16 protein-coding genes are annotated in these 24,981 nt (G+C 50.9%); 11 read left to right on the top strand and 5 right to left on the bottom strand.

Annotated features, from left to right (window positions below):
- Positions 1-67: 67 nt before the first annotated feature.
- The 7 genes from cmoM (at position 68) to A8F97_RS08595 (ending at position 10,946) form a co-directional block, all read left to right on the top strand.
- Positions 68-853: a tRNA uridine 5-oxyacetic acid(34) methyltransferase CmoM gene (gene cmoM / locus A8F97_RS08625; protein ID WP_014699702.1), complete on the top strand. Its 786-nt coding sequence runs from the start codon at positions 68-70 to the stop codon at positions 851-853.
- Positions 850-2,175 (top strand): chromosome partition protein MukF, encoded by a 1,326-nt coding sequence (gene mukF, locus A8F97_RS08620; protein WP_014699703.1) that lies wholly within the window; start codon positions 850-852, stop codon positions 2,173-2,175. The genes cmoM and mukF overlap by 4 nt, the downstream gene beginning before the upstream one ends.
- Complete coding sequence (gene mukE / locus A8F97_RS08615; protein ID WP_014699704.1) at positions 2,156-2,878, top strand: chromosome partition protein MukE; 723 nt, start codon at positions 2,156-2,158, stop codon at positions 2,876-2,878. Before mukF ends, mukE begins: the two co-directional genes overlap by 20 nt.
- 53 nt (positions 2,879-2,931) lie before the next feature.
- The gene (gene mukB / locus A8F97_RS08610) at positions 2,932-7,371 is read left to right on the top strand and encodes a chromosome partition protein MukB (RefSeq protein ID WP_033071381.1); all 4,440 of its coding nucleotides are present in this window, start codon (positions 2,932-2,934) and stop codon (positions 7,369-7,371) included.
- Between the two features lie 391 nt (positions 7,372-7,762).
- On the top strand, positions 7,763-9,490 hold the full coding sequence (ldtD, locus tag A8F97_RS08605) for a L,D-transpeptidase (protein ID WP_033071382.1): 1,728 nt from the start codon (positions 7,763-7,765) through the stop codon (positions 9,488-9,490).
- 178 nt (positions 9,491-9,668) lie between these two features.
- On the top strand, positions 9,669-10,217 hold the full coding sequence (locus tag A8F97_RS08600; RefSeq protein ID WP_011094090.1) for a peptidoglycan L,D-endopeptidase MepK: 549 nt from the start codon (positions 9,669-9,671) through the stop codon (positions 10,215-10,217).
- Positions 10,218-10,298: 81 nt separating this feature from the next.
- Positions 10,299-10,946 (top strand): MBL fold metallo-hydrolase, encoded by a 648-nt coding sequence (locus A8F97_RS08595; RefSeq protein ID WP_025918991.1) that lies wholly within the window; start codon positions 10,299-10,301, stop codon positions 10,944-10,946.
- A 93-nt stretch (positions 10,947-11,039) separates the two neighbouring features.
- Here A8F97_RS08595 and A8F97_RS08590 read toward each other — a convergent pair whose 3' ends face one another.
- From A8F97_RS08590 to pncB, 4 genes are all read right to left on the bottom strand, one after another.
- On the bottom strand, positions 11,040-12,230 hold the full coding sequence (locus tag A8F97_RS08590; protein ID WP_033071383.1) for an amino acid aminotransferase: 1,191 nt from the start codon (positions 12,228-12,230) through the stop codon (positions 11,040-11,042).
- Positions 12,231-12,530: 300 nt separating this feature from the next.
- The gene (locus A8F97_RS08585) at positions 12,531-13,664 is read right to left on the bottom strand and encodes a porin (protein ID WP_025918993.1); all 1,134 of its coding nucleotides are present in this window, start codon (positions 13,662-13,664) and stop codon (positions 12,531-12,533) included.
- A gap of 295 nt (positions 13,665-13,959) precedes the next feature.
- A complete protein-coding gene (asnS, locus tag A8F97_RS08580) occupies positions 13,960-15,360 on the bottom strand; it encodes an asparagine--tRNA ligase (protein ID WP_014699711.1) in 1,401 nt (466 codons plus the stop codon).
- Between the two features lie 193 nt (positions 15,361-15,553).
- Complete coding sequence (gene pncB / locus A8F97_RS08575) at positions 15,554-16,759, bottom strand: nicotinate phosphoribosyltransferase (RefSeq protein WP_014699712.1); 1,206 nt, start codon at positions 16,757-16,759, stop codon at positions 15,554-15,556.
- Positions 16,760-16,982: 223 nt separating this feature from the next.
- Between pncB and pepN the strand changes: the two genes are divergently transcribed.
- The 3 genes from pepN to A8F97_RS08560 all read left to right on the top strand — a co-directional run bounded on the left by pepN (position 16,983) and on the right by A8F97_RS08560 (position 21,600).
- Entirely contained in the window at positions 16,983-19,598 is a 2,616-nt protein-coding gene (gene pepN, locus A8F97_RS08570) for an aminopeptidase N (RefSeq protein WP_033071384.1), read from the top strand.
- Positions 19,599-19,801: 203 nt separating this feature from the next.
- Positions 19,802-20,812: a quinone-dependent dihydroorotate dehydrogenase gene (gene pyrD, locus A8F97_RS08565; protein ID WP_014699714.1), complete on the top strand. Its 1,011-nt coding sequence runs from the start codon at positions 19,802-19,804 to the stop codon at positions 20,810-20,812.
- Between the two features lie 200 nt (positions 20,813-21,012).
- Entirely contained in the window at positions 21,013-21,600 is a 588-nt protein-coding gene (locus A8F97_RS08560; protein WP_033071385.1) for a cell division protein ZapC, read from the top strand.
- 43 nt (positions 21,601-21,643) lie between these two features.
- On the opposite strand, the gene A8F97_RS08555 is transcribed toward A8F97_RS08560, so the two are convergent.
- A complete protein-coding gene (locus tag A8F97_RS08555) occupies positions 21,644-22,747 on the bottom strand; it encodes a YcbX family protein (RefSeq protein WP_033071386.1) in 1,104 nt (367 codons plus the stop codon).
- 113 nt (positions 22,748-22,860) lie between these two features.
- Here A8F97_RS08555 and rlmKL point away from each other — a divergent pair, with 113 nt between their 5' ends.
- Positions 22,861-24,978 (top strand): bifunctional 23S rRNA (guanine(2069)-N(7))-methyltransferase RlmK/23S rRNA (guanine(2445)-N(2))-methyltransferase RlmL, encoded by a 2,118-nt coding sequence (gene rlmKL / locus A8F97_RS08550; RefSeq protein ID WP_033071387.1) that lies wholly within the window; start codon positions 22,861-22,863, stop codon positions 24,976-24,978.
- Positions 24,979-24,981 lie beyond the last annotated feature (3 nt).

Raw genomic sequence — 24,981 nt, 5'->3', positions numbered from 1 at the left:
AAAATCGCATCGCGCAGACATGAGCTGCACGAGCTATCCCCATTTATATGATGCGGAACAATGACTGATGCAGGATCGCAATTTTAACGATATCGCCGAAAAATTTTCTCAGAATATTTATGGCACCACGAAGGGGAGACTTCGGCAGGCGGTATTGTGGCAGGATCTTGATGGTCTTTTGGCCCAGCTTCCGGCCCGGCCTTTGTACATCCTCGATGCTGGTGGCGGTGAAGGGCAGATGGCCTGTCGTCTGGCGGCTTTAGGACATCAGGTATTGTTGTGTGATGTTTCCGATGAGATGATTCAGCGTGCCAAAAACGCGGCAGCGGCGCAGGGCGTCGCCCATAATATACGTTTTGTGCAGTGTGCCGCACAGGATATTGCGCAATATATGGAAAGCCCCGCCGATCTGATATTGTTCCACGCGGTGCTGGAATGGGTCGCGCAACCGCAGCAGGCACTGAGAATATTGTATGATTGCCTGTCGCCGGGCGGGGCGCTGTCTTTGATGTTTTATAACCGTCACGGGCTGTTGATGCGTAACATGGTACTGGGCAACTTTGATTATGTGCAGGCCGGCATGCTGAAGAAAAAACGGCGCACGCTCTCGCCAGACCACCCGCTGGATCCGCAAGAGGTGTATGGCTGGCTTGATGAGATGGGGCTGACCATCAGCGGAAAAACCGGTGTGCGGGTGTTTCATGACTACTTGCAGAATAAGCAGCAGCAAATTGATAAGTTTGCCGACATTCTGGAGCTTGAACAGCGGTATTGCCGACAAGAGCCGTTTGTGAGTTTGGGCCGTTATATCCATGTCATGGCGCATAAACCCCATTTGAAGGATGCATTATGAGTGATTTTTCCCAGACTGTACCCGAACTGGTCGCCTGGGCACGAAAAAATGATTTCTCCATTTCCCTCCCCACTGAACGCCTGGCGTTTTTGATGGCGGTCGCGACGCTTAATGGCGAACGTATGGATGGTGAAATGAGTGAAGGTGAACTGATTGATGCCTTCCGCCATGTGAGTCAGGGATTTGATCAGACGAACGAAACCATTACCGTCCGCGCCAATAACGCGATTAACGATCTGGTGCGTCAGCGGTTGCTTAATCGTTTTACCAGCGAACAGGCTGAAGGCAATGCGATTTATCGTCTGACGCCTCTGGGGATCGGCATCACTGATTATTACATCCGGCAGCGTGAGTTCTCAACGCTGCGGCTTTCGATGCAACTTTCTATTGTGGCGCAAGAACTCAGTCGTGCGGCTGATGCGGCGGAAGAAGATGGCGATGAGTTCCACTGGCACCGCAATGTGTTTGCACCGCTGAAATATTCCGTAGCTGAAATCTTTGACAGTATCGATCTGTCGCAGCGGGTGATGGATGAGCAGCAGCAGGGGGTTAAAGATGATATCGCGGCACTGTTAAATCAGGACTGGCGAGCGGCGATCAGTAACTGTGAACAACTGCTGACAGAAACGTCATCTACGCTGCGTGAATTGCAGGATACGCTTGAAGCTGCAGGCGACAAATTGCAGACGAGCCTGTTGAGCATTCAGGATGCGATCATGAATAACCCGCATAATCTGGAGCTTGTCGACAAGCTGGTGTTTGATCTGCAAAACAAACTCGATCGTATTGTGAGCTGGGGACAGCAGACGATAGATCTGTGGATTGGTTACGACCGCCACGTACACAAGTTTATCCGTACCGCGATTGATATGGATAAAAACCGCGTCTTTGCCCAGCGCCTGCGTCAATCGGTGCAGAGCTATTTCGATAGCCCTTGGGCGCTGACGTTCGCCAACGCGGATCGCCTGTTGGATATGCGTGATGAAGAGCTGACGCTGCGTAGTGAAGAAGTGACCGGTGAACTGCCACCGGAGCTGGAATACGAAGAGTTTAGTGAAATGCGTGAGCAACTGATCGCGCTGGTCGAGCAGGCGCTGCATAAATATAAAGCGCAACAGATTCCGCTGGATTTGAGTGAAGTGATGCGTGAATACCTCAAGCAGCATCCTCGCTCGCGGCATTTTGATGTTGCCCGAATCGTGGTCGACCAGGCGGTACGTCTGGGCGTAGCCGAAACAGATTTCTCCGGGTTGCCAGCATTGTGGCAGGCAATCAATGATTACGGAGCCAAGGTGCAGGCCCATGTCATCGACAAATATTGAACAATTTATGCCAGTAAAGCTGGCAACCGCGCTGTCGAATAACCTCTTTCCTGCGCTGGACAGCCAATTACGCGCCGGGCGCCATATTGGTATTGAAGAACTGGAAAATCATATATTTTTGATGGATTTCCAAGAAGTGCTAGAGGAGTTCTACAGCCGTTACAGCGTGGAACTGATCCGCGCGCCGGAAGGGTTTTTCTATCTGCGCCCGCGCTCCAGCACGCTAATCCCGCGCTCGGTGCTATCTGAGCTAGATATGATGGTAGGGAAAATTCTCTGTTATCTCTATCTGAGCCCAGAACGCCTGGCGCACGAAGGCATTTTCAGCCAGCAGGAGCTTTATGAAGAGTTGCTGAGTCTGGCGGATGAAAGCAAGCTGCTGAAGCTGGTTAACCAGCGTTCCACCGGTTCCGATTTGGATCGTCAAAAGTTGCAGGAAAAAGTCAGAACCTCGCTTAACCGTTTACGTCGGTTAGGCATGATCTACTTTATGGGTAATGACAGCAGCAAATTCAGAATTACCGAGTCGGTATTCCGCTTCGGGGCGGATGTGCGCAGCGGAGATGATGCCCGTGAAGCACAGCTACGCATGATTCGCGATGGTGAAGCGATGCCTGTTGAAGGTAGTTTGTCGCTGAAAGATGACAGCGACGATAACGATCGCACCGATGATATCGCGCCAGAAACGGGCGAGGATGAATAAGAGCTTATCCCATTCCTACTGGGGCAGGCTTTAAGTGTTGAGGATGAACAGGAATGATTGAACGCGGTAAATTTCGCTCACTAACGCTGGTCAACTGGAACGGCTTTTTCGCCCGCACCTTCGATTTGGATGAACTGGTTACCACGTTATCTGGCGGTAACGGTGCCGGGAAATCCACCACGATGGCCGCTTTTATTACGGCGCTGATCCCTGACTTGACGTTGCTGCACTTCAGAAACACGACCGAAGCGGGTGCCACCAGTGGTTCACGCGATAAAGGCCTGCACGGTAAATTGCGCGCGGGCGTCTGCTATTCCACGCTGGATGTCGTGAACTCACGCCATCAGCGCGTGCTGGTTGGCGTTCGTCTCCAGCAGGTTGCGGGACGTGACCGTAAAGTCGATATCAAACCATTTACTATTCAGGGATTGCCAACCGCTATCCAGCCGACGCAAATTCTGACGCAGGTGGTCGGCGATCGTCAGGCGCGTGTGCTTTCGTTGCAGGAGTTGAAAGATCGCGTCGAGGAGATGGAAGGTGTTCAGTTTAAGCAATTTAACTCCATCACCGATTATCACTCGCTGATGTTTGATTTGGGCGTGGTGCCCAGGCGCTTGCGTTCTGCTTCCGACCGCAGCAAGTTTTATCGCCTGATTGAAGCTTCGCTATATGGCGGTATTTCCAGCGCGATTACCCGCTCACTGCGTGACTATCTGCTGCCGGAAAACAGCGGCGTGCGTAAGGCGTTTCAGGATATGGAAGCGGCGCTGCGTGAAAACCGCATGACGCTGGAAGCGATTCGCGTTACCCAGTCCGATCGCGATCTGTTCAAGCACCTGATTTCCGAAGCGACTTCCTATGTTGCCGCTGACTACATGCGGCACGCCAATGAGCGCCGCATCCATTTGGATGGGGCACTGGAGTTGCGCCGCGACCTGTTCTCCAGCCGTAAGCAACTGTCGAGTGAGCAATATCGCCATGTGGAAATGGCGCGGGAACTGGCGGAACAGAACGGGGCTGAAGGCGATCTGGAAACGGATTATCAGGCAGCCAGCGATCACTTGAATCTGGTGCAGACAGCGATGCGCCAGCAGGAAAAAATCGAGCGCTATAACGCCGATCTGGAAGAATTGAGCTATCGCCTCGAAGAACAGAACGAAGTGGTAGAAGAAGCGCGAGAACAGCAGGCGGGAAACGAAGAACGTGCCGATGCTGCCGAATTGGAAGTGGATGAGCTGAAAAGTCAGCTTGCCGATTATCAGCAGGCGCTGGACGTACAGCAAACGCGGGCCATTCAGTATCAACAGGCTCAGCAAGCATTGGAACGTGCCCGCACGCTGTGCCAGCTATCGGATCTCACGGCAGATAACGCAGATGAGTGGCTGGACAGCTATCACGCGAAAGAGCAGGAAGCGACAGACATTCTGCTGATGCTGGAGCAGAAACTGAGCGTGGCAGATGCGGCGCACGGTCAGTTTGAAGAAGCCTATCAGTTAGTGAGTAAAATTGCTGGTGCGATCAATCGCAACGAAGCCTGGCAGGTCGCGCGCGACCTGTTGCGCGACAGCGCTTCACAACGCTATCAGGCGGAGCGGGTACAGCCGCTGCGGATGCGTTTGTCTGAGTTGGAGCAGCGCCTGCGTGAGCAGCAGGATGCCGAGCGGTTATTGCAGGATTTCAGCAAGCGCAATGGTCAGGATTATCAACCGGAAGAACTGGAATCACTCCAGCAAGAGCTGGATGCCCGCATCGATACGCTGTCATCGCTAGTAGCGGAAGCCGGTGAACGCCGCATGGCGTTGCGTCAGGAGCTTGAGCAAACCCTGCAGAGAATTCAGAAGCTGACGACGCGTGCGCCAGTCTGGCTGGCCGCACAGGAAATGTTGACGCAACTGAGCGAGCAAAGCGGCGAAACGTTTGAAGATAGCCGTCAGGTGACGGCCTTCATGCAGCATTTGCTGGAGCGTGAACGCGAAACGACGGTTGAGCGCGATGATATCGCCGCCCGCAAACGTCAAATCGAAGCGCAGGTTGAGCGACTCAGCCAGCCCGGCGGCTCAGAAGACCCGCGCCTGAACGCGCTGGCGGAACGTTTTGGTGGCGTGCTGCTATCTGAAATTTATGATGATGTAACGCTGGATGATGCGCCGTACTTCTCGGCGCTTTATGGCCCGTCACGCCATGCGATAGTGGTGCCCGATCTTTCTCTGGTACGCGATCAGCTTGCCGGTCTGGAAGACTGCCCAGAGGATTTGTATCTGATCGAAGGCGATCCGCAGTCGTTTGATGACAGCGTGTTTGCCGTTGACGAACTGGAACGTGCCGTCGTGGTGAAAGTCGCGGAGCGTCAGTGGCGTTATTCTCGCTTCCCTGATGTGCCGCTGTTTGGTCGTGCCGCGCGGGAAATGCGTCTGGAAGGCCTGCGTGATGAGCGTGAAGCGCTGGCAGAGCAGTACGCAACGCTGTCATTTGACGTGCAGAAAACGCAGCGCTTACACCAATCTTTCAGTCGATTCATCGGTACGCATCTGGCTGTCGTTTTCGATGAAGATCCCGAAGCGGAAATTCGTAAGCTCAGTTCCCGCCGTGGCGAACTGGATCGGGCGATGGCCAGTTTTGACGGTGAGAACCAGCAGCAGCGCCAGCAGTACGAGCAGGCAAAAGAGGCGAGTGCGCAGTTGAATAAACTGATTCCGCGTATTAGCCTGCTGTGCGATGAGACGTTGCAGGATCGCGTGGAAGAGATTCGCGCGGAGCTGGATGAAACCGAAGAGTCGGCCCGTTTCATTCAGCAGCACGGGGCAACTCTGGCAAAGCTGGAACCGTTGATTTCTGTCTTGCAAAGCGATCCACAGCAGCATGAGCAGTTACAGGAAGATTATACCCAAGCACAGAACGCGCAGCGGCAGGCAAAACAACAGGCATTTGCGCTGACTGAGGTTGTGCAACGCCGTGCACACTTCAGCTATGCTGATTCCGCCGGGATGTTGGGTGAAAACGCTGGCCTGAATGACAAGCTGCGCCAGCGCCTGGAACAGGCTGAGGCTGAACGGGCAAAAGCACGTGAACAACTGCGTCAGCATCAGACACAACTGACACAATATAGTCAGGTTCAGGCATCGCTGAAAAGTTCTTATGACGCCAAACAGGACATGCTGAAGGAGCTGACGCAGGAGTTGCAGGATATCGGAGTGCGTGCGGATGCTGACGCCGAAGCGCGTGCCCGTCAGCGCCGTGATGAGCTGCATGCCGCATTAAGCTCCAATCGCTCGCGGCGTAATCAGTTGGAAAAACAGATTACGTTCTGTGAAGCGGAAATGGACAGTTTGCAGAAGAAATTACGCAAGCTGGAGCGTGATTACCACCAGATGCGTGAGCAGGTTGTCACAGCGAAAGCTGGCTGGTGCGCGGTTATGCGTTTGGTGAAAGACAATGGCGTTGAGCGTCGTCTGCACCGCCGTGAACTGGCTTACATGGAAGGTGATGAACTGCGTTCCATGTCGGATAAAGCGCTGGGTGCGCTGCGTCTGGCGGTGGCGGATAATGAACATCTGCGCGATGTGCTGCGGCTTTCGGAAGATCCGAAGCGACCAGAACGTAAGATCCAGTTCTACATCGCCGTTTACCAGCACCTGCGCGAGCGTATCCGTCAGGATATTATCCGTACCGATGACCCGGTAGAAGCAATTGAACAGATGGAAATCGAGCTTAACCGTCTGACGGAAGAGCTGACGGCGCGTGAGCAGATGCTGGCTATCAGCTCGCGCAGCGTGGCAAATATCATTCGTAAAACGATCCAGCGTGAGCAGAACCGTATTCGGATGCTGAACCAAGGGTTGCAAGCGGTCGCGTTTGGTCAGGTTAAGAGCGTTCGGCTCAACGTTAACGTGCGTGAAACGCATACCACGCTTCTCAATGTGTTGTCCGAACAGCAGGAAATGCATCAGGATCTGTTTAACAGCAATCGTCTGACCTTCTCGGAAGCGCTGGCAAAACTGTATCAACGCCTGAACCCTGAAATTGATATGGGGCAGCGCACACCGCAAACTATCGGCGAAGAACTGCTGGATTACCGCAACTATCTTGAAATGGAAGTTGAGGTTAACCGTGGCGCGGATGGTTGGCTGCGGGCGGAAAGTGGGGCACTGTCTACCGGGGAAGCGATTGGTACTGGGATGTCGATTCTGGTCATGGTGGTTCAGAGCTGGGAAGAAGAATCTAAGCGTCTGCGTGGTAAAGATATTATTCCGTGTCGTCTACTCTTCCTCGATGAGGCGGCGCGTCTGGATGCTAAATCGATCGCCACGCTATTCGAGCTCTGCGATCGGCTGGAAATGCAGTTAGTCATCGCGGCTCCAGAGAATATCAGCCCCGAGAAGGGAACCACTTATAAGCTGGTGCGTAAAGTTTACCAGAACAACGAGCATGTCCATGTTGTTGGGTTACGTGGGTTCGGAACAGAAACGCCAGAGACGCAAGAGCAAGCGTCGTAGCGATAAACCTTGGATTATTTTCCTCTATAATCATAAAGCCGCTTTTTTAAGCGGCTTTATTTTTACGTAAAGAGAATGCTGGCGGCGAATAGGTTCATCAAACGCGTAAGATAATACCCAGAAGAAGAAGCAAAAATATTTTTCTCTTTATATACTGACGGTAAGACGATTGCTGGCCGTTGAAGGATTCGCGGTTGCTCGTTGTAATGCTGCGTACCGTAATAACGGGCGCTATATAAAAAATGTTCATATTTCACGCGTTATCGTTTTTTACAATGGAAAATGCGTTTACGCCAGTGTGACGGTATGTGAGCAATTCAGTTTGTTATTTCCATGTTCAATGTGGATTGTCGTGAAAGCACAGTGGCTAATGAGTACAGGGGATAAATGGATGTTGTTGTTACATAAGCGAAAAATGGTCAGATTGTTGTTGCGCGTGGGTTGCCTTTGGGTTGGAAGCCTGTCCCCTTCGTTTTCGGTGCTGGCAGCAGCGCCTACGGTGGTACCCGCAGGTGTCGTTTCTGTAGAAAATAGCCGTGTAGGGCTTTTGTCTGCGCTACCGCACGGTATGACAGTACATTATCTAGCGGATTTATCCTCGCTTTATGCTCAACACCAGATGCAACCGATGTGGGCAGATAATCGCGCGGTTCAACAGTTTCAGCAGCAACTTGCCGAATTGGCAATAGCGGGCGTACAACCGCAATTCACTACGTGGGTAAGTTGGCTGACCGATCCTCAATTAACCGGATTTGCGCGTGATATTGTGTTATCGGACGCAATGTTGGGTTATTTGCAGTTCGTCTCTGGTGTAGAACGCAACGGTAACAACTGGTTGTATAGCAGCGTGCCTTATCGCCTGCAATCGCCCGCAGTCAATATCGTTTCCCAATGGCAACAGGCCGTAAATTCCGGCACCAGCGCAGCCTATGTTGCCTCGCTGACGCCTTCGCATTCGCAATACGCCAAAATGCATGAAGCATTGAAGACGATGCTGACGGACAATCGCCCGTGGCCGAGCCTGAATTTGGCCGAATCTCTACGCCCGGAACAACAGAGCCGCGAGCTGGTGGCGTTGCGTGAAATTCTGCAACGTACTGGCATGTTGTCGTTGACGGAAAGCATCACGCTTTTTAATGAAAATGTCGCTGCAACCACCACGCCGCTAACTGAGCAAACGCCTGTCGACAATGGTGTGGCTAATGCAGACGATCGCTACTCGGGCGAGTTGGTTGAGGCGGTTAAACGCTTCCAGCATTGGCAGGGGCTGGAAGGTGATGGCGTGATTGGTAAGCGCACGCGCGATTGGCTCAATGTTTCTCCGCAAATGCGTGCGACGCTGCTGGCATTGAATATCCAGCGTTTGCGCCTGGTACCGGATAATGTTCATACCGGTATTATGGTGAATATCCCCAATTACTCACTGATCTATTATCAGGATGGCGCTGAGCGTTTATCGTCGCGCGTCATTGTCGGGCAACCGAAACGCAAGACACCGCTAATGAGCAGTTCACTGTATAACGTCGTGGTCAATCCGCCGTGGAATGTCCCCACTACGCTGACTCGGCAGGATATCATTCCTAAAGTCGTGCGCGATCCTGGCTATCTGCAGCGTCATGGCTATACGGTGTTGTCTGGCTGGAGTCAGGATGCAGAGGCGATTGACCCTTCAATGATCGAGTGGCAAGGGGTGTCTGCAGAGCGCTTCCCTTATCGTCTGCGTCAGGCCCCTGGCGCAAATAATTCATTGGGGCGCTATAAATTTAATATGCCTAATTCGGAAGCAATTTATCTGCATGACACGCCGAATCATAATCTGTTTCAGCGAGATATCCGGGCGCTGAGTTCCGGTTGTGTGCGGGTCAATAAGGCATCGGAACTGGCTAGCATGTTGCTACAGGATGCGGGCTGGAATAATAGCCGCATCTCTTCTACGTTAGATCAGGGAAATACCACCTTTGTTTCAATGAAACATCGCATACCGGTTAATCTCTATTACCTGACCGCGTGGGTGGCTGATGATGGCAAGCCGCAATTCCGAACAGATATTTACAATTATGATGATACTGCCCGAGCAGGGGCGAAAGTGCTCCCCAAAGCAGGGCTGTTGCTTCTGTAAGTATTGAAAATACGGGCATTAGCGGTATAGGGGTTTTATTATTTTGCGGGGGATCGATGCGATCTCCCGCAAACCTCTCAGCAAAGCGGGTTGACTCACTTTTCTCTGGCAGTTAAGGTTCAAGGCGGTGCGTTTTGTACCGCTTTTATACCGTTCTTTTAGCCAGGATACTTGTTCTATGGATCACATTGACAATCATCGCCGTAAGTGGCTTGCACTGGGTGGTGCCGCATTGGGCATCGCACTGCTTCCCGGTCAGGCATTTGCAACGTTATCTACCCCCCGACCACGAATTTTGACGCTAGATAACCTGAATACCGGAGAGCGGCTGAAAACGGAATTCTTTGATGGTAAACGGTATAACAAATCAGAACTTTCCCGCCTGAATCACTTTTTCCGCGATTATCGTGCCAATAAAGTCAAAATGATTGATCCGCAGCTTTTCGATCAGCTCTATCGTTTACAGGTCATGTTGGGAACCAATAAACCCGTGCAACTGATTTCCGGTTATCGTGCAATAGATACCAATAACGAATTACGCGCACATAGCCGAGGTGTGGCAAAGCAGAGCTACCACACAAAAGGGCAAGCGATGGATTTCCATATCGAAGGTGTCCAACTGGCCAATATTCGTAAAGCTGCCACTAAAATGCGTGCTGGCGGGGTTGGCTACTATCCGCGCAGTGATTTCGTTCACATCGATACCGGTCCGGTCCGCACCTGGTAATCTGCTATAGCAGCACTACACTTTTTTGATACGGCTCGCGGCGACATTGCGGGTCGTTTAGTTTATTCAACATGGAGTGATATGAAATATCAAATCGTCCCGGTGACGGCATTTAGCCAGAACTGCACATTGTTATGGTGTGAAAAAACCAATGAGGCAGCAATTGTCGATCCCGGTGGGGACGCTGAAAAAATCAAACATGCCGTCGCAGATGCAGGGATTTTGGTTAAACAGATTCTGTTGACGCATGGTCATCTGGATCACGTCGGTGCAGCAGCAGAACTGGCGGAGCACTATCAGGTGCCGATTATTGGCCCGCAGATTGAAGATGCTTTCTGGCTGGAAGGTTTACCTGCACAGAGCCGGATGTTTGGCTTGGAAGAGTGCGCGCCGCTGACACCATCACGCTGGCTGCAGGAAGGTGATGAGGTCAGCGTCGGGGAGACGACACTGGCGGTTTTCCATTGTCCTGGTCATACACCGGGCCACATTGTTTTCTTTGATGCTGAATCACGGCTGGCACAGGTTGGCGATGTGATTTTCAACGGTGGCGTAGGGCGTACTGATTTCCCTCAAGGCGATCATCAGGCGTTGATCGCGTCCATCAAGAATAAGCTGCTGCCGCTGGGTGACGACGTGACGTTTATTCCGGGGCATGGTCCAATGTCGACACTAGGACATGAGCGTAAAACCAATCCTTTCCTGCGCGAAGATGCCGCAATTTGGTAATTTGTCGCATTCAGCTTTTCTGTGAGTAAAAGAGCAGAAATGAAAAAGCCGACACAGAATGTCGGCTTTTTTTGATCGCAAAACGATCGGCAATCAGAGTACGGCAACAATCGCTTCGCAGAGCGGTGCCATGTTCTCTGGTGTCATCCCTGCAACGTTGACACGGCCAGAGTTCACCGCGTAAACGCCGAATTCGTCACGCAGACGCAGAACCTGTTCCTTGGTCAAGCCGCTGAATGAGAACATCCCATTCTGGTTGATGATGAAGGAGAAATCCTGCTGTGCGCCTTTTTCCTGCAACGTATTGACGAACAACTGACGCATACGCTGAATGCGTTCACGCATCGCCGTCAGTTCCTGTACCCAAATGGCCTTCAGCGCGTCGTTACTCAAGATGGTAGCAACAACGGTTGCGCCGTGTGACGGTGGGTTAGAGTAGTTGGCACGAATAGCGGCTTTCACTTGGCTGAATGCTTTGTCTGCCGTTGCGGCATCTGCGGCAACCAACGTACAGGCACCGACACGCTCATTGTACAAACCGAAGTTTTTAGAGTACGAACTGCATACGATCAGTTCATCGTGGAGTGCGGCAAAGATGCGCAGACCTTCCGCATCTTCTTCTAGCCCACGGGCAAAGCCTTGATAGGCGAAGTCAAACAGCGGCAGCCAGCCTTTTGCTACCGATAGCTCTGCCAGTTTAGCCCACTGCTCAGCGGTAGGATCGATACCGGTTGGGTTATGGCAACAGCCGTGGAACAGCACTACGTCACCTGCTTGTGCGGCATTCAGGCTGTTCAGCAGGCCATCAAAATCCAGCGCATGGTTTGCTGCATCGTAGTAGTCATATTGGCAAATTTCTAAACCGACGGCAGAGAACACATTATTGTGATTTGGCCAGGTTGGGTTGCTGATCCAAATGCGTTTTGCCGACGTCTGATTTGCAATGAAATCTGCCGCTACACGTAAAGCACCGGTTCCGCCTGGGGTTTGTGCTGTACGAGCACGTTTGTCGGCAATGATGGCATTCTGCTTGCCAAACAGCAGTTCCTGCGTGCACTGACCGAATGCTGGCAAACCGTCAATGCCCAGATAGTTTTTGGTGGTTTCATTTTCCAGCAGATAGTGTTCTGCTTTTTTTACGCTGGTCAGAACCGGAGTTTTACCGGTTTCATCTTTATAGACACCAATACCCAGATTGATTTTATTCGCACGGTCATCGGCGCGGAAAAGATCGGTCAGCCCGAGAATAGGATCGGCCGGTGCGGCAGAGATATTTTCAAACATTGCCAGAATGTTCCATAACTGAGATGAAATAAGAATTCTCAGAGTACCGTCAGTAAAAGGCTTTGCCAACCGTTGATGTCAAAAAGAAAGGGAAATAACAGGGAGAAGGAGAGAGACGAAATAAAAGACTGGTTAGGTGAGAATAATTGGCGCAAAGCAGAAACAAAAACACGGTGTGCGTTTTTCAGCGTTGCTTACGACAACTGGGCGCTATCCTACACGCAATAAAAAAGACAGAGCCGAAGCTCTGTCTTTTCCTGCAATACGAACGATTAACTCGTTACGTTATGCGGCAACAACTTAGAACTGATAAGTCAGGCCAAGAGCAACGGTATCGTCGGTATTCAGTCTATACGCGTTCTCATCTTTCAACAGGTTGATTTGATAATCAACATAGGTAGACATGTTTTTGTTGAAAGAGTAAGTAGCGCCAACGCTGACGTATTTTGTTACGTAATCGTTGGTTTTAACAACGCTGGTATCGTCTTTGGCTTTAGCAGAAACGTAAGCCAGAGATGGAGTCAGACCGAAGTCGAAGTTGTATTGAGCAACAGCTTCAAAAACTTTAGTTTGGTCAGCGTAGAAGTTACCTATGCCGTTAACAGCACCTGCTTTCGGTTTAACGATTGTTAGGTTGCGGTACTCGCCATAAGTTGCCGCAACATAAATGTTGTTAGCATCATATTTCAGGCCAGTTGCCCAAGCATCTGCTTCACCACCGGTGTTGCCAGTACGTGCGGCATTAGCACCGTAGCCATTTTGGTTGTTAGTACGGTCATATTTAGCGTAAGAAGCGACAACGCCTACACCGATATCAGAGGTGTAAGAAGAAGAAACACCCCAGCCATCGCCGTTTTGTTTTTCAGTACTGCTTCTTTCATTAATGCTGCCGTTGTCATTTTTACCAAGATATTGCAGGCCGAAATCCCAGCCATCAACTAAGCCGAAGAAATTTTTGTTACGATAGGTCAGAACACCAGTGCTACGGCCAGTCAGGTTATCAGTGTAGCTGGAATCACCACCGAACTCAGGCAGAACATCGGTCCAAGCCAGTGCGTCATATGCGATACCTAGGTTACGACCGTAGTCCAATGAACCAGCATCAGCAAATTTTAAACCAACAAACGCATAACGAGTCTTATCTGCGTTCGGGCCAGCAGAACCTTGGCTCTCGTCTTTATAACCATTGAACTGATATTCAAAACGGCCATAACCAGTTAACTCGCTAGAAATCTGAGTTTCGCCTTTGAAGCCCAAACGAGCGTAGGTTTGATCGCCGTCATTGCCGTGGTCGTCAGAGAAGTAGTGCAAGCCTGTGATTTTACCAGTCAGATCCAGCTTGTTGCCGTCTTTATTATAAATTTCTGCTGCGTTGGCTGCGCCTGCGACTAACAGAGCTGGGATTACTACTGCAAGAATGTTGCGTTTCATCATTATTACCCTCATTGGTGTTATTTAGACACCTGCCACTGCCATAAATAATTCTTTAGGGAACTATTCCTGAAAGTTTGGTGTCTTCCTGTGTCTGAACGCAGTTTTTCATTCGCACGCTCGTTAATCCACCCTAAAGATGCTACAAACTTCGCAATCGAGTAACAAATGGAAATAATGTGTTTCTAAATGTAAAATTCAGGGAACTTTTTGTGACATAACAAAAATTAAAAAAAAAGAGCCGGGAAGCCCGACTCTTCTTTTCTACATATTTGTTTTACTTATATTAAATATTTATTTAGAAACTAGCGTTCCGTGGCGTGCGTGGGAAAGGGATTACATCGCGCACATTTTGTACACCGGTAACATAGGCAATCAGTCGTTCAAAACCTAAACCGAAACCGGAATGGGGAATGGTGCCGTAACGACGTAAATCACGATACCACCAGTAGTCTTCTTTATTCAGCCCCATCTCTTCCAGACGGCTATCTAGCTGCGCCAGACGCTCTTCACGCTGTGAACCCCCGATGATTTCGCCGATTCCTGGCGCCAGAACATCCATCGCGGCAACGGTTTTACCATCGTCGTTCATGCGCATGTAGAAGGCTTTGATGTCTTTTGGATAGTTTTTAACCACAACCGGTGCTTTGAAGTGTTGCTCAGCCAGATAACGCTCATGTTCGGAGGAGAGGTCAACGCCCCAATAAACCGGGTTCTCGAACTGCTGCCCGCAGTTCAGTAGGATCTCGACGGCATCGGTGTAATCCACCTGTGCGAAATCGGAGCTGACGAATTTTTCCAGTCGAGTGACCGCTTCTTTATCGACGCGCTCGGCAAAGAACGCCATATCATCGGCACGCTCGTTCAGTACGGCCTGGAAAACATATTTCAGCAGGTTTTCAGCCAGGCCCGCAACGTCATCCAGAGAAGCAAAAGCGACTTCCGGTTCGATCATCCAAAACTCGGCCAGATGGCGACTGGTGTTAGAGTTTTCTGCGCGGAAAGTCGGACCAAAGGTATAGACGTTGGATAGCGCACAGGCGTAAGTTTCGCCATTCAACTGGCCGGATACGGTCAGGAATGCTTCTTTACCAAAGAAGTCTTCGCTGAAATCTACTTTACCTTGCTCGGTACGCGGTAGGTTTTCCAGATCGAGTGTGGAAACACGGAACATTTCACCCGCACCTTCGGTATCGGATGCGGTAATCAGTGGGGTAGACACCCAGAAGTAACCGTTCTCGTGGAAAAACCGGTGGATCGCCTGCGCCAGTGTATGACGAACGCGTGCAACAGCGCCGATCAGGTTGGTACGTGGACGCAGGTGCGCGACTTCACGCAGGTATTCGATGCTGTGACGCTTTGCCGCCATCGGATAGGTATCGGGATCGTCAACCCAGCCGACCACGTTGACGTGGGTCGCTTGCAGCTCGAAGCTTTGTCCTTCACCTGGAGAAGCAACAACATTGCCGGTGATTTCAACGGAGCAACCGGTGGTCAGGCGCAGTACGTCATCTTGATAATTCGAGAGATTATTATTAACGACAGCCTGTAATGGATTAAAGCAGGAGCCGTCATAAACGGCGATAAAGGAGATACCGGCTTTAGAATCTCTCCGGGTACGTACCCAGCCGCGCACGGTGACTTCGCTGTCAACGGCGACACGGCCTTGCAGTACATCGACTACAGGCACTACGCTCATAAAATTCTCTCTTTAATTAATCGTGTTTAAGAAATATATCGTGTTTAAAACGGTGAGTGGCCCAATCCGAGCCATTTGCTATGTTACTTGCGATGCAACAGGACACAAGCAGAAATCACCGGAATGGCGCGAAGTTTTCGTCCATGCTGGTGAATCTGCTGCAAAGTTGGTCAACCTCTTATGGGCGAAAGCCTTAACTGGCTTTTTTCACGCGGGGTAAGTCAAACGCTTTACGTAACTCACACACGAAGTTCTGATCCTGACAGATGGTTTTACCCGGGCTATCGGAGAGTTTTGCCACCGGTTTGCCGTTACATTCCACCAGCTTAATCACGATATTCAATGGCTTCACGCTGGGGATATCACACGTCAGTCGTGTACCCATGCCAAATACCAGATTCACGCGTTGACCAAAGTGGCGATACAGCGCCAGCGCTTTATCCAGATTTAGATTGTCGGAGAAGACCAGTGTTTTGCTCATCGGATCGATGTTCAGGTGTTGATAATGCGCAATCGCTTTCTCTCCCCAATCTACCGGATCGCCAGAATCATGACGTAGCCCCTGATAGGCTTCGGCGAACGGTAAATCGAAATCACGCAAAAAAGCATCCATCGTGATGCAATCGGTCAACGCAATACCCAAATGAGCGGGATATTCATGCAGCCACATTTGGAGTGCTGCGCGCTGGCTGTTGGCCAGCGTCGGACTAATTTGCTGATGCGCCTGAAACCACTCGTGAGCTTGCGTGCCGACAGGGGTGATACCCAAACGGCGTGCCAGATCGTAATTGCTGGTGCCGATGAGATAAGGAAAATCGGCTTGCAGCGTCGTAACGATGGTTTGTTGGACATCACGAGAGAAGCGGCGACGCGTTCCGAAATCCATCAATTTGAACCGGCTGAGATCCACATCCTTGCTGTTCTGGCGGAAATTATCCAATGAGGCAGACAGTTGGGCGAGCGCTTGTTTGGTCGTGACATCAGATGAACGATGCCGATGCACGACTTCACTGATCACTGCCAGCAGGGGAACTTCCCACAGAATCACTTCACGCCACGGCCCGGTGATGCGGATATCCAACTTGCCTGCGTTATTCTTGATCGAAACCTGCTGCGGATTGAAACGAAAGTCCCGTAGCCAGTGGAGATAGTCCTGCTGAAAGAACGGCAGAGAAGACAGATAGGTGAATTCATCGTCACTCAATGACAAGAAACGCATCAGATCAACCTGATGGGCTATCTCGTCGGCATAGACGCCTAATAGCTCATCGCCACGGCAGCGAAATTCAGCCGCAACGTCGACATGATAATAATGATGATACACCGCCTGTTGCATGTGCAGTTTGTAGGCATCGGTATCCAGCAATGAGTGCAAAATCGGGGAAGTGTGCAAAGTCATAATGCGTTACAGCATCCTTGTAAGATGCCCATCCACCATCGGGACAATCAGCAATGTCCGGTCAGTATACCTTGATTATCTGTTTATTACATTACGACAACATAGCGAGACGTGCGGGAGTGAACCACGATACGATGATTATCCTCATTATTTTGTCGTGGTAACATTAAGATAACAGGCTTAGACTTGATCTTTGATGCTTATGACGAGGTGGAAACTTTAGATGAATCAACAGCCGCAAATAAAATATCGCCATGATTACCGTGCGCCGGATTACACCATTACCGACATTGCACTGGATTTCGATCTCCATGCAGAGAAAACGCGTGTAAAAGCCGTTAGCCAGGTGGTGTTGCAAGGGGAGGCCGGCGCGCCGTTGAAGCTGAATGGAGAAGGGCTGACGTTGATTAGTGTCAGCGTTGATGGACAGCCGTGGACACATTACCAGCAGCAGGACGATGGTCTGATTCTGACGCAATTGCCGGCGAGTTTTACGCTCAGCATTGAAACGGATATTAATCCTTCCGCCAATAGCGCACTGGAAGGGTTATACCTCTCTGGCGAAGCGCTCTGTACGCAGTGTGAGGCCGAAGGTTTCCGCCACATTACCTATTATCTCGACCGGCCGGACGTGTTGGCGAAATTCACGACGCGCATCACCGCAGATAAAGCTCGCTATCCTTATTTACTCTCTAACGGTAACCGCATCGCGCAAGGGGAGCTGGAAGGCGGCCGCCATTGGATTGAATGGCAGGATCCGTTCCCGAAACCGGCTTATCTGTTTGCACTGGTTGCCGGTGATTTTGATGTTCTTGAAGACCGCTTCACGACGCGTTCTGGCCGCGATGTGGCGTTGGAGCTGTACGTTGACCGTGGCAACCTCGATCGTGCGGATTGGGCGATGACCTCGCTGAAGAATTCGATGAAGTGGGACGAAGAGCGGTTCGGTCTGGAATACGATCTCGATATTTATATGATCGTCGCCGTTGATTTCTTCAACATGGGGGCGATGGAAAACAAAGGGCTGAACGTATTCAACTCCAAATACGTGCTGGCCAAAGCGGAAACCGCGACGGATAAAGACTACCTGAATATTGAAGCGGTGATCGGCCATGAATATTTCCACAATTGGACGGGTAACCGCGTCACCTGCCGCGACTGGTTCCAACTTAGCCTAAAAGAAGGGCTGACGGTGTTCCGCGATCAGGAGTTCAGTTCCGATTTAGGATCGCGTCCGGTGAATCGCATTGATAACGTGCGCGTGATGCGCGGTGCGCAGTTTGCCGAAGATGCCAGCCCGATGTCGCATCCGATTCGTCCCGATCAGGTGATCGAGATGAATAACTTCTATACGCTGACGGTCTATGAAAAAGGATCGGAAGTGATCCGCATGATGCACACCTTATTAGGTGAAGAAGGCTTCCAGGCCGGTATTCGTTTGTATTTTGAACGTCACGACGGCAGCGCGGCAACCTGCGATGACTTTGTGCTGGCGATGGAAGAGGCTTCCGGCGTCGATCTCACGCAGTTCCGCCGTTGGTACAGCCAGTCGGGAACGCCGGTATTGACCGTGCATGATGATTACGATCCGCAGACGCAGCAATACCTGTTGAGCGTGAGCCAGATGACGCCAGTCGGTGCCGATAAGCAGCAAAAGCTGCCGCTGCACATTCCGTTGGATATTGAACTGTACGATCTGCAAGGGAAGGTGATTCCGCTCCAGAAAGACGGTCAACTGCTGTCGTCAGTGCTTAATGTGACTGAATCTGAGCAAACGTTCATTTTCGATCACGTACCTTGTCGCCCGATCCCTTCTTTATTACGTGAGTTTTCTGCACCGGTAAAACTGAACTATGCCTGGAGTGACGAACAACTGACGTTCCTGATGCGTCATGCGAGTAATGCGTTCTCGCGTTGGGATGCGGCACAGAGCCTGTTGGCTAACTATATTCGTCTGAACGTTTCCCGTTATCAGCAAAAACAGCCGCTTTCGGTGCCAATGCATGTTGTTGATGCTTTCCGTGGCGTATTGTTGGATGACAAACTGGACCCAATGCTGGCTTCTCAGATTCTGACATTACCGAGTGAAAACGAGATTGCCGAGCTGTTTGATATCATCGATCCCACTGCAATCTCTGCCGTGCGTGACAGTATGACGCACACGATGGCGCAAGAAATGGCGGATGAGTGGCTGGCGGTATACCACGCGAATCACGCGCCGCACTATCGTATCGAACACGCGGAGATGGGCAAGCGCGCGCTGCGCAACACCTGCCTGCATTATCTGGCATTTAGCGATGCGGTGCAGGCGGATAAACTGGTGCACGCGCAGTTCCGTCAGGCCGATAACATGACCGACTCGCTGGCGGCGCTGGCGGCGGCGGTTGACGCTCAGTTACCCGTGCGTGATGAACTGCTGGTGCAGTTTGATGACCGCTGGCATCAGGATGGTTTGGTCATGGACAAATGGTTCGTGCTGCAAGCCACTAGCCCCGCAGATAATGTGCTGACCCGCGTGCGTGAATTGTTGCAACACCGCTCATTCAGCCTGAACAATCCTAACCGCCTGCGTTCGTTGGTGGGAGCGTTTGCGGCATCGAACCCGTCGGCTTTCCATGCAGAAGACGGCAGCGGTTATCGCTTTCTGACGGAGATTCTGACCGATCTGAACACCCGCAATCCGCAGGTCGCGGCCCGGATGATCGAACCGTTGATCCGCCTGAAACGCTATGATGCTAAACGTCAGGCGCAAATGCGTCAGGCGCTGGAGCAGTTGAAGACGTTGGAAAATCTGTCTGGCGATCTGTTCGAGAAAATCAGCAAAGCACTGCAAGACTAATTCCGTCACGGCCATTCCTCTATCACACGCGGTAGCCTGCCGCGTGTGATATTTCCCCCCACGTTAATTTCTTACTTCCGCAAACGTTTTACTTTCCGCAGAGATGGCACTACCATCACCGACCGTGAGTTAAACCGTAATCCACTATTGCTTACTTTCTGCGTAAGCAAGATACCTTTGTGATAGGGATCTCAGGAGACAATATGTTCTATCCCGTTATCAAAAAAGCCCTGTTTCAGCTCGATCCAGAGCGTGCACATGAGCTGACCTTCCAACAATTACGCCGCATTACCAACACGCCTTTTGAATTTCTCGTCCGTCAATCTGTTCCGACTAAACCCGTTACCTGCATGGGACTATCTTTTAAAAATCCACTAGGTTTGGCTGCGGGATTAGATAAAGACGGCGAATGTATCGATGCTTTAGGCGCAATGGGATTTGGTTTTATTGAAGTGGGTACGGTAACGCCGCGTCCACAAGCCGGTAATGATAAACCAAGATTATTCCGCGTAGTGGAAGCGGAAGGGTTGATCAATCGGATGGGGTTCAATAATAAAGGCGTGGATTACCTGGTCGAGAATGTAAAGAAAACGCGTTTTGGTGGTGTATTAGGGATCAATATTGGCAAGAATAAAGATACCCCGGTTGAGCAAGGCAAAGACGATTATTTGATCTGTATGGATAAAGTTTATCCTCACGCAGGCTATATCGCGATCAACATTTCGTCACCCAATACGCCGGGGTTACGCAGCCTGCAATATGGTGAAGCGCTGGACGATCTTTTGCTAGCGATAAAAAATAAGCAGACAGAATTAAAAGAGAAGCATCAGAAATATGTCCCAGTGGCTGTGAAGATCGCCCCGGATCTTTCTGAGGAAGAATTGATCCAAATTGCCGATAGTCTGGTGCGTCATAACATCGATGGTGTGATTGCCACGAATACAACGCTCGACAGAAAACTGATTCAGGGATTAAATCATTGCGGACAAACGGGAGGATTAAGTGGGCGTCCATTGCAGACGAGCAGCACGGAAATTATCCGCCGCTTGTCACAGGAATTAGCGGGACGTTTACCGATTATTGGTGTTGGTGGAATTGACTCTCTGGTCGCCGCACGTGAAAAAATGGATGCTGGCGCGTCGCTGGTACAGATATATTCAGGGTTTATTTTCCACGGTCCTCGCCTGATTAAAGATATCGTTACACATATTTAATCCGAAAGTCCTTTCATTTCTAGCTGGGGGTTTATTTATCTCCCCAGCTAGTCTATATTTTATCCGTTTACGTAAATAATCTATCAATCGATGTTTGATCTTCTTGCTGCGATGTTTATTTGCTGAACGATTATTGCGATGCAAGAAAACACAATCGGCCATTTCTGATATTTCTACTGTGAAGGCGAAGGGTAAATAATATGAAGTTAAAACCTGACGATAACTGGCGCTGGTATTTTGATACCGAACACGATCGCCTGATGTTGGATCTGGCTAACGGCATGTTATTCCGTTCTCGCTTTCCGTCTAAAATGCTAACGCCGGATGCATTTAATGAATGTGCATTTTGTGTTGACGATGCCGCGTTATTTTTTACTTATAATGACAAATGCCAGAAAATGGCGTTGCATCGCGACCTCCAGGGCGAATTAGTTTTGAACGCGCTGGTGGCAAGCCGATTCCTTAAACCGCTCATGCCAAAAAGCTGGCATTTCATCCAACAATCGGATGCTGTGGCCTATGCACCGCAGGCAGGGGATATTGTGCAGGTGCAGCTCACCGAAACGCATGAAACGGCCTGTTTTCTGGTGGCAGAAGCGGGAGATAAAGCCTGTCTTTGCCTGCTGGCGCAAGAACAACTGTCGTTAAGTGGGAAAACGATGGGGTTGGGCGATGCCATAAAAATTATGCACGACAGGTTAATGCCTGCCGTTGTTCAGAATGGGGTTGAGTGGGAAACCACGCTAGGCGAAGGCACGTCTGCATTTGAGTATGCTAAAGTCGTCTAATCCCCGTCATACTTCAAGCTGCATTCGACTATTGCAGATTTTTTTATTGCAAATGAAGGTCGCTCTGTGGGATACAGCTACAGCTAAGAATTTCACCGTTTGCTCTGATGGCGCTTTGCTTCAGTGCAGAAACCTCTCCGCTGACTAACGTCAATTTACAGCATCCGCACAGTCCAGCTCGACAAGAGTAGGGGACGCGAATGCCCTGTTGCTCCAGTTGTTCCAGTAAAATCTGCTGGTTATTCCCTTGTAACGATTGTCCCTGATAGTGGATGGTGACGGTTTGTTCGCTTTTTTCGGGAACGACAAGGCTTTCGACAGTCTGGCCGGAACCATAAGGACGCGGCGGTTTGGTCGCTAAGACTTCCAATGTGTCACCTACGCGAATGATTCCGGTATTTCTGGCGACCAGATTTTGCCCGAAATCCACGTCGCCGTTGTCGGCAGTACGGAAAGATTGCAGCGTTGCCAGCGGTTCTGACGACGGGTGCTTACGTCCACGTTCGATGCTGACGGTGGTCAAAATGCAGCGGCTACAGGGTTTGACAACGTCAAAAATAATCTCGCCAATGCGAATGGTTTTCCAACTATCTTCGGTAAAGGCTTCCGCACCCGTCACCACTAGATTGGGGCGAAATTGTTCAATTTTGATTCCGGCCGAGCAGCGCTGGCGTAGCGCCTGAAATGATGCATCATTAATTAACAGAAACGGATAACCGTCGGCGAACGCCAATGGAACATTGGGATAATGCTTCACCCGACGAGATGGCGCATTGCCTACCCAGCGAAGCTGTACCGAACGCTGAAAATAGTGGCTTAGCCATGTGTTAATCGCATCGGGTGCGACGAGCGCGGTGAAGTGTGTTCCCCAGACTTCTGTCGGTTGAGGCGCTTCGATGAAGTCGGCAAAACGAATAGTGGCAGTTTGACCATCCGGTGCGGCAATAAACAGCCCATCCGGTAGCAACGCGGGAGTAAATAACACCATTTGTGGATACTGGCGGGCAGTAATAAAGGTGCCATCCGGTTCGGTAATCATGAACGCACGATCGTTCGCCAAACCGCTGACGGATGCCATCGCATGGGACAGTTGTAGCCCCCGCATCGATTTTACTGGGTGTATATAAAGTCGCGTTACGCCGATCACTGACCTGTTCCTTGCCGAAGTAAAGCGGCAACTTTATGACAAGCGTCTCGGATTAGCTATAATGCGCCTCAATTTCTTTCTTTAATGTATTTCTTTTTGGTGATAGTGACGACATGAATGCTTTGTTTGCCAGCACGGCGCGGGGACTAGAAGAGTTATTAAAAAGCGAGCTCGAATCATTGGGTGCGCAGTCTTGTGCGGTTGTGCAGGGCGGTGTCCATTTTGAGGGTGACAACCGCCTGCTGTACCAGAGCCTGCTGTGGAGCCGTCTGGCGTCGCGCATTCTGCTGCCGCTGAATGAGTTCAAGGTACACAGCGATCTGGATTTATATCTGGGCGTGCAGGCGATTGACTGGTCAGCTATCTTTAGCATCGATAAAACTTTTGCCGTGCATTTTACGGGTACTAATGACGATATCCGCAACAGTCAGTATGGCGCGTTAAAAGTAAAAGATGCGATTGTCGATAGCTTTACGCGCAAAACCGGGCAGCGGCCGGACGTGGCGAAACAGCAGCCGGATATTCGCGTTAACGTCTTTTTGCAGCGCGATATGGCGAGCGTTGCGCTGGACTTAAGTGGTGATGGCCTGCATCAGCGTGGTTACCGCGATCTGGCTGGACTCGCGCCGCTAAAAGAAAATCTGGCGGCGGCGATTGTTTCACGATCTGGCTGGCAAAACGGTACGCCGATGGTCGATCCGATGTGTGGTTCCGGTACGTTGCTGATCGAAGCGGCAATGATGGCCTCCGACCGTGCACCCGGTTTGCACCGTACACACTGGGGATTTAACGCCTGGTTAAAACACGATGCTGAACTGTGGCATGAATTGACCAGTGAAGCACAACAACGTGCTCGCGAAGGTTTACAGGCAACCACGTCGCGCTTCTTCGGGTCGGATAACGACCGCCGAGTCATTGAGATCGCGAAAGCCAATGCGCGTCGTGCAGGCGTTGCCGAGTTGATTTCTTTCGGTGTGAAGGATGCAGCACAGCTACAGAACCCGTTGCCGGAAGGTCCGAAGGGCACGGTCATCAGCAACCCACCTTACGGTGAGCGTCTGGAAAGTGAGCCTGCGCTGATCGCCTTGCATAATATGCTGGGCCGTAAGATGAAAAGCGATTTTGGCGGCTGGCAGCTATCGTTGTTTAGCGCATCGCCGGAACTGCTGAGTTGCCTGCAACTGCGTGCTGAACGTCAATTTAAAGCGAAAAACGGCCCGCTGGACTGTGTACAGAAGAATTATCAACTGGCGGACACGCAGGGTGAATCTGCGGGGCAAATCGCCGAAGATTTTGCCAACCGCCTGCGTAAGAACCTGCGCAAGCTGGATAAATGGGCGAAGCAGCAGGGAATTGAATGCTATCGCCTCTATGATGCCGATCTGCCTGAATATAATGTTGCCGTCGATCGCTACGGCAGTTGGGTCGTCGTACAAGAGTATGCTCCGCCGAAAACTATTGATGCACAAAAAGCCCGTCAGCGGCTGTTTGATGTCATTAACGCGACGTTGAGCGTGCTGGAATTACCGTCGAACCGTCTGGTGCTGAAAACGCGCGAACGCCAGAAAGGTAAAAACCAGTATGAGAAACTGGCGCAGAAAGGCGATTTCCTTCTGATGGAAGAATTTGGTGCCAAACTGTGGGTCAACCTGACCGACTATCTTGATACCGGTTTGTTCCTCGATCATCGTATCGCTCGCAAAATGCTGGGCGAGATGAGCCGTGGCAAAGATTTCCTCAACCTGTTTGCCTACACCGGCACGGCGAGCGTTCACGCTGGATTGGGGGGCGCACGTTCAACGACTACCGTTGACATGTCGCGCACCTATCTGGAATGGGCGGAGAAAAATCTGCGGGTGAACGGCCTGACCGGGCGTCAGCACCGTTTGATTCAGGCGGACTGCCTGTCATGGCTGCATAACGGTCATGAACAGTTTGATGTGATCTTCATTGACCCGCCGACCTTCTCTAACTCAAAACGGATGGAAGAGTCGTTTGATGTCCAGCGCGACCATCTGGCGCTGATGACCGATCTCAAACGTCTGTTGCGCCGTGGCGGCACCATCATGTTCTCGAATAATAAACGTGGCTTCCAGATGGATATCGCTGGCCTGGCTGCGCTGGGGCTGAACGCCAAAGAAATCACGGCGCAGACCCAATCACAAGATTTTGCTCGTAATCGTCAGATTCATAACTGCTGGCTGCTAACGCATGCCGGTGAGGAAAAGTAACCG

The sequence above is a fragment of the Pectobacterium parmentieri genome (assembly GCF_001742145.1).
Lineage (GTDB): Bacteria > Pseudomonadota > Gammaproteobacteria > Enterobacterales > Enterobacteriaceae > Pectobacterium > Pectobacterium parmentieri.
The sequence above is the reverse complement of the archived record's forward strand: the minus strand, read 5'-3'. Positions and strand labels throughout refer to the sequence as shown.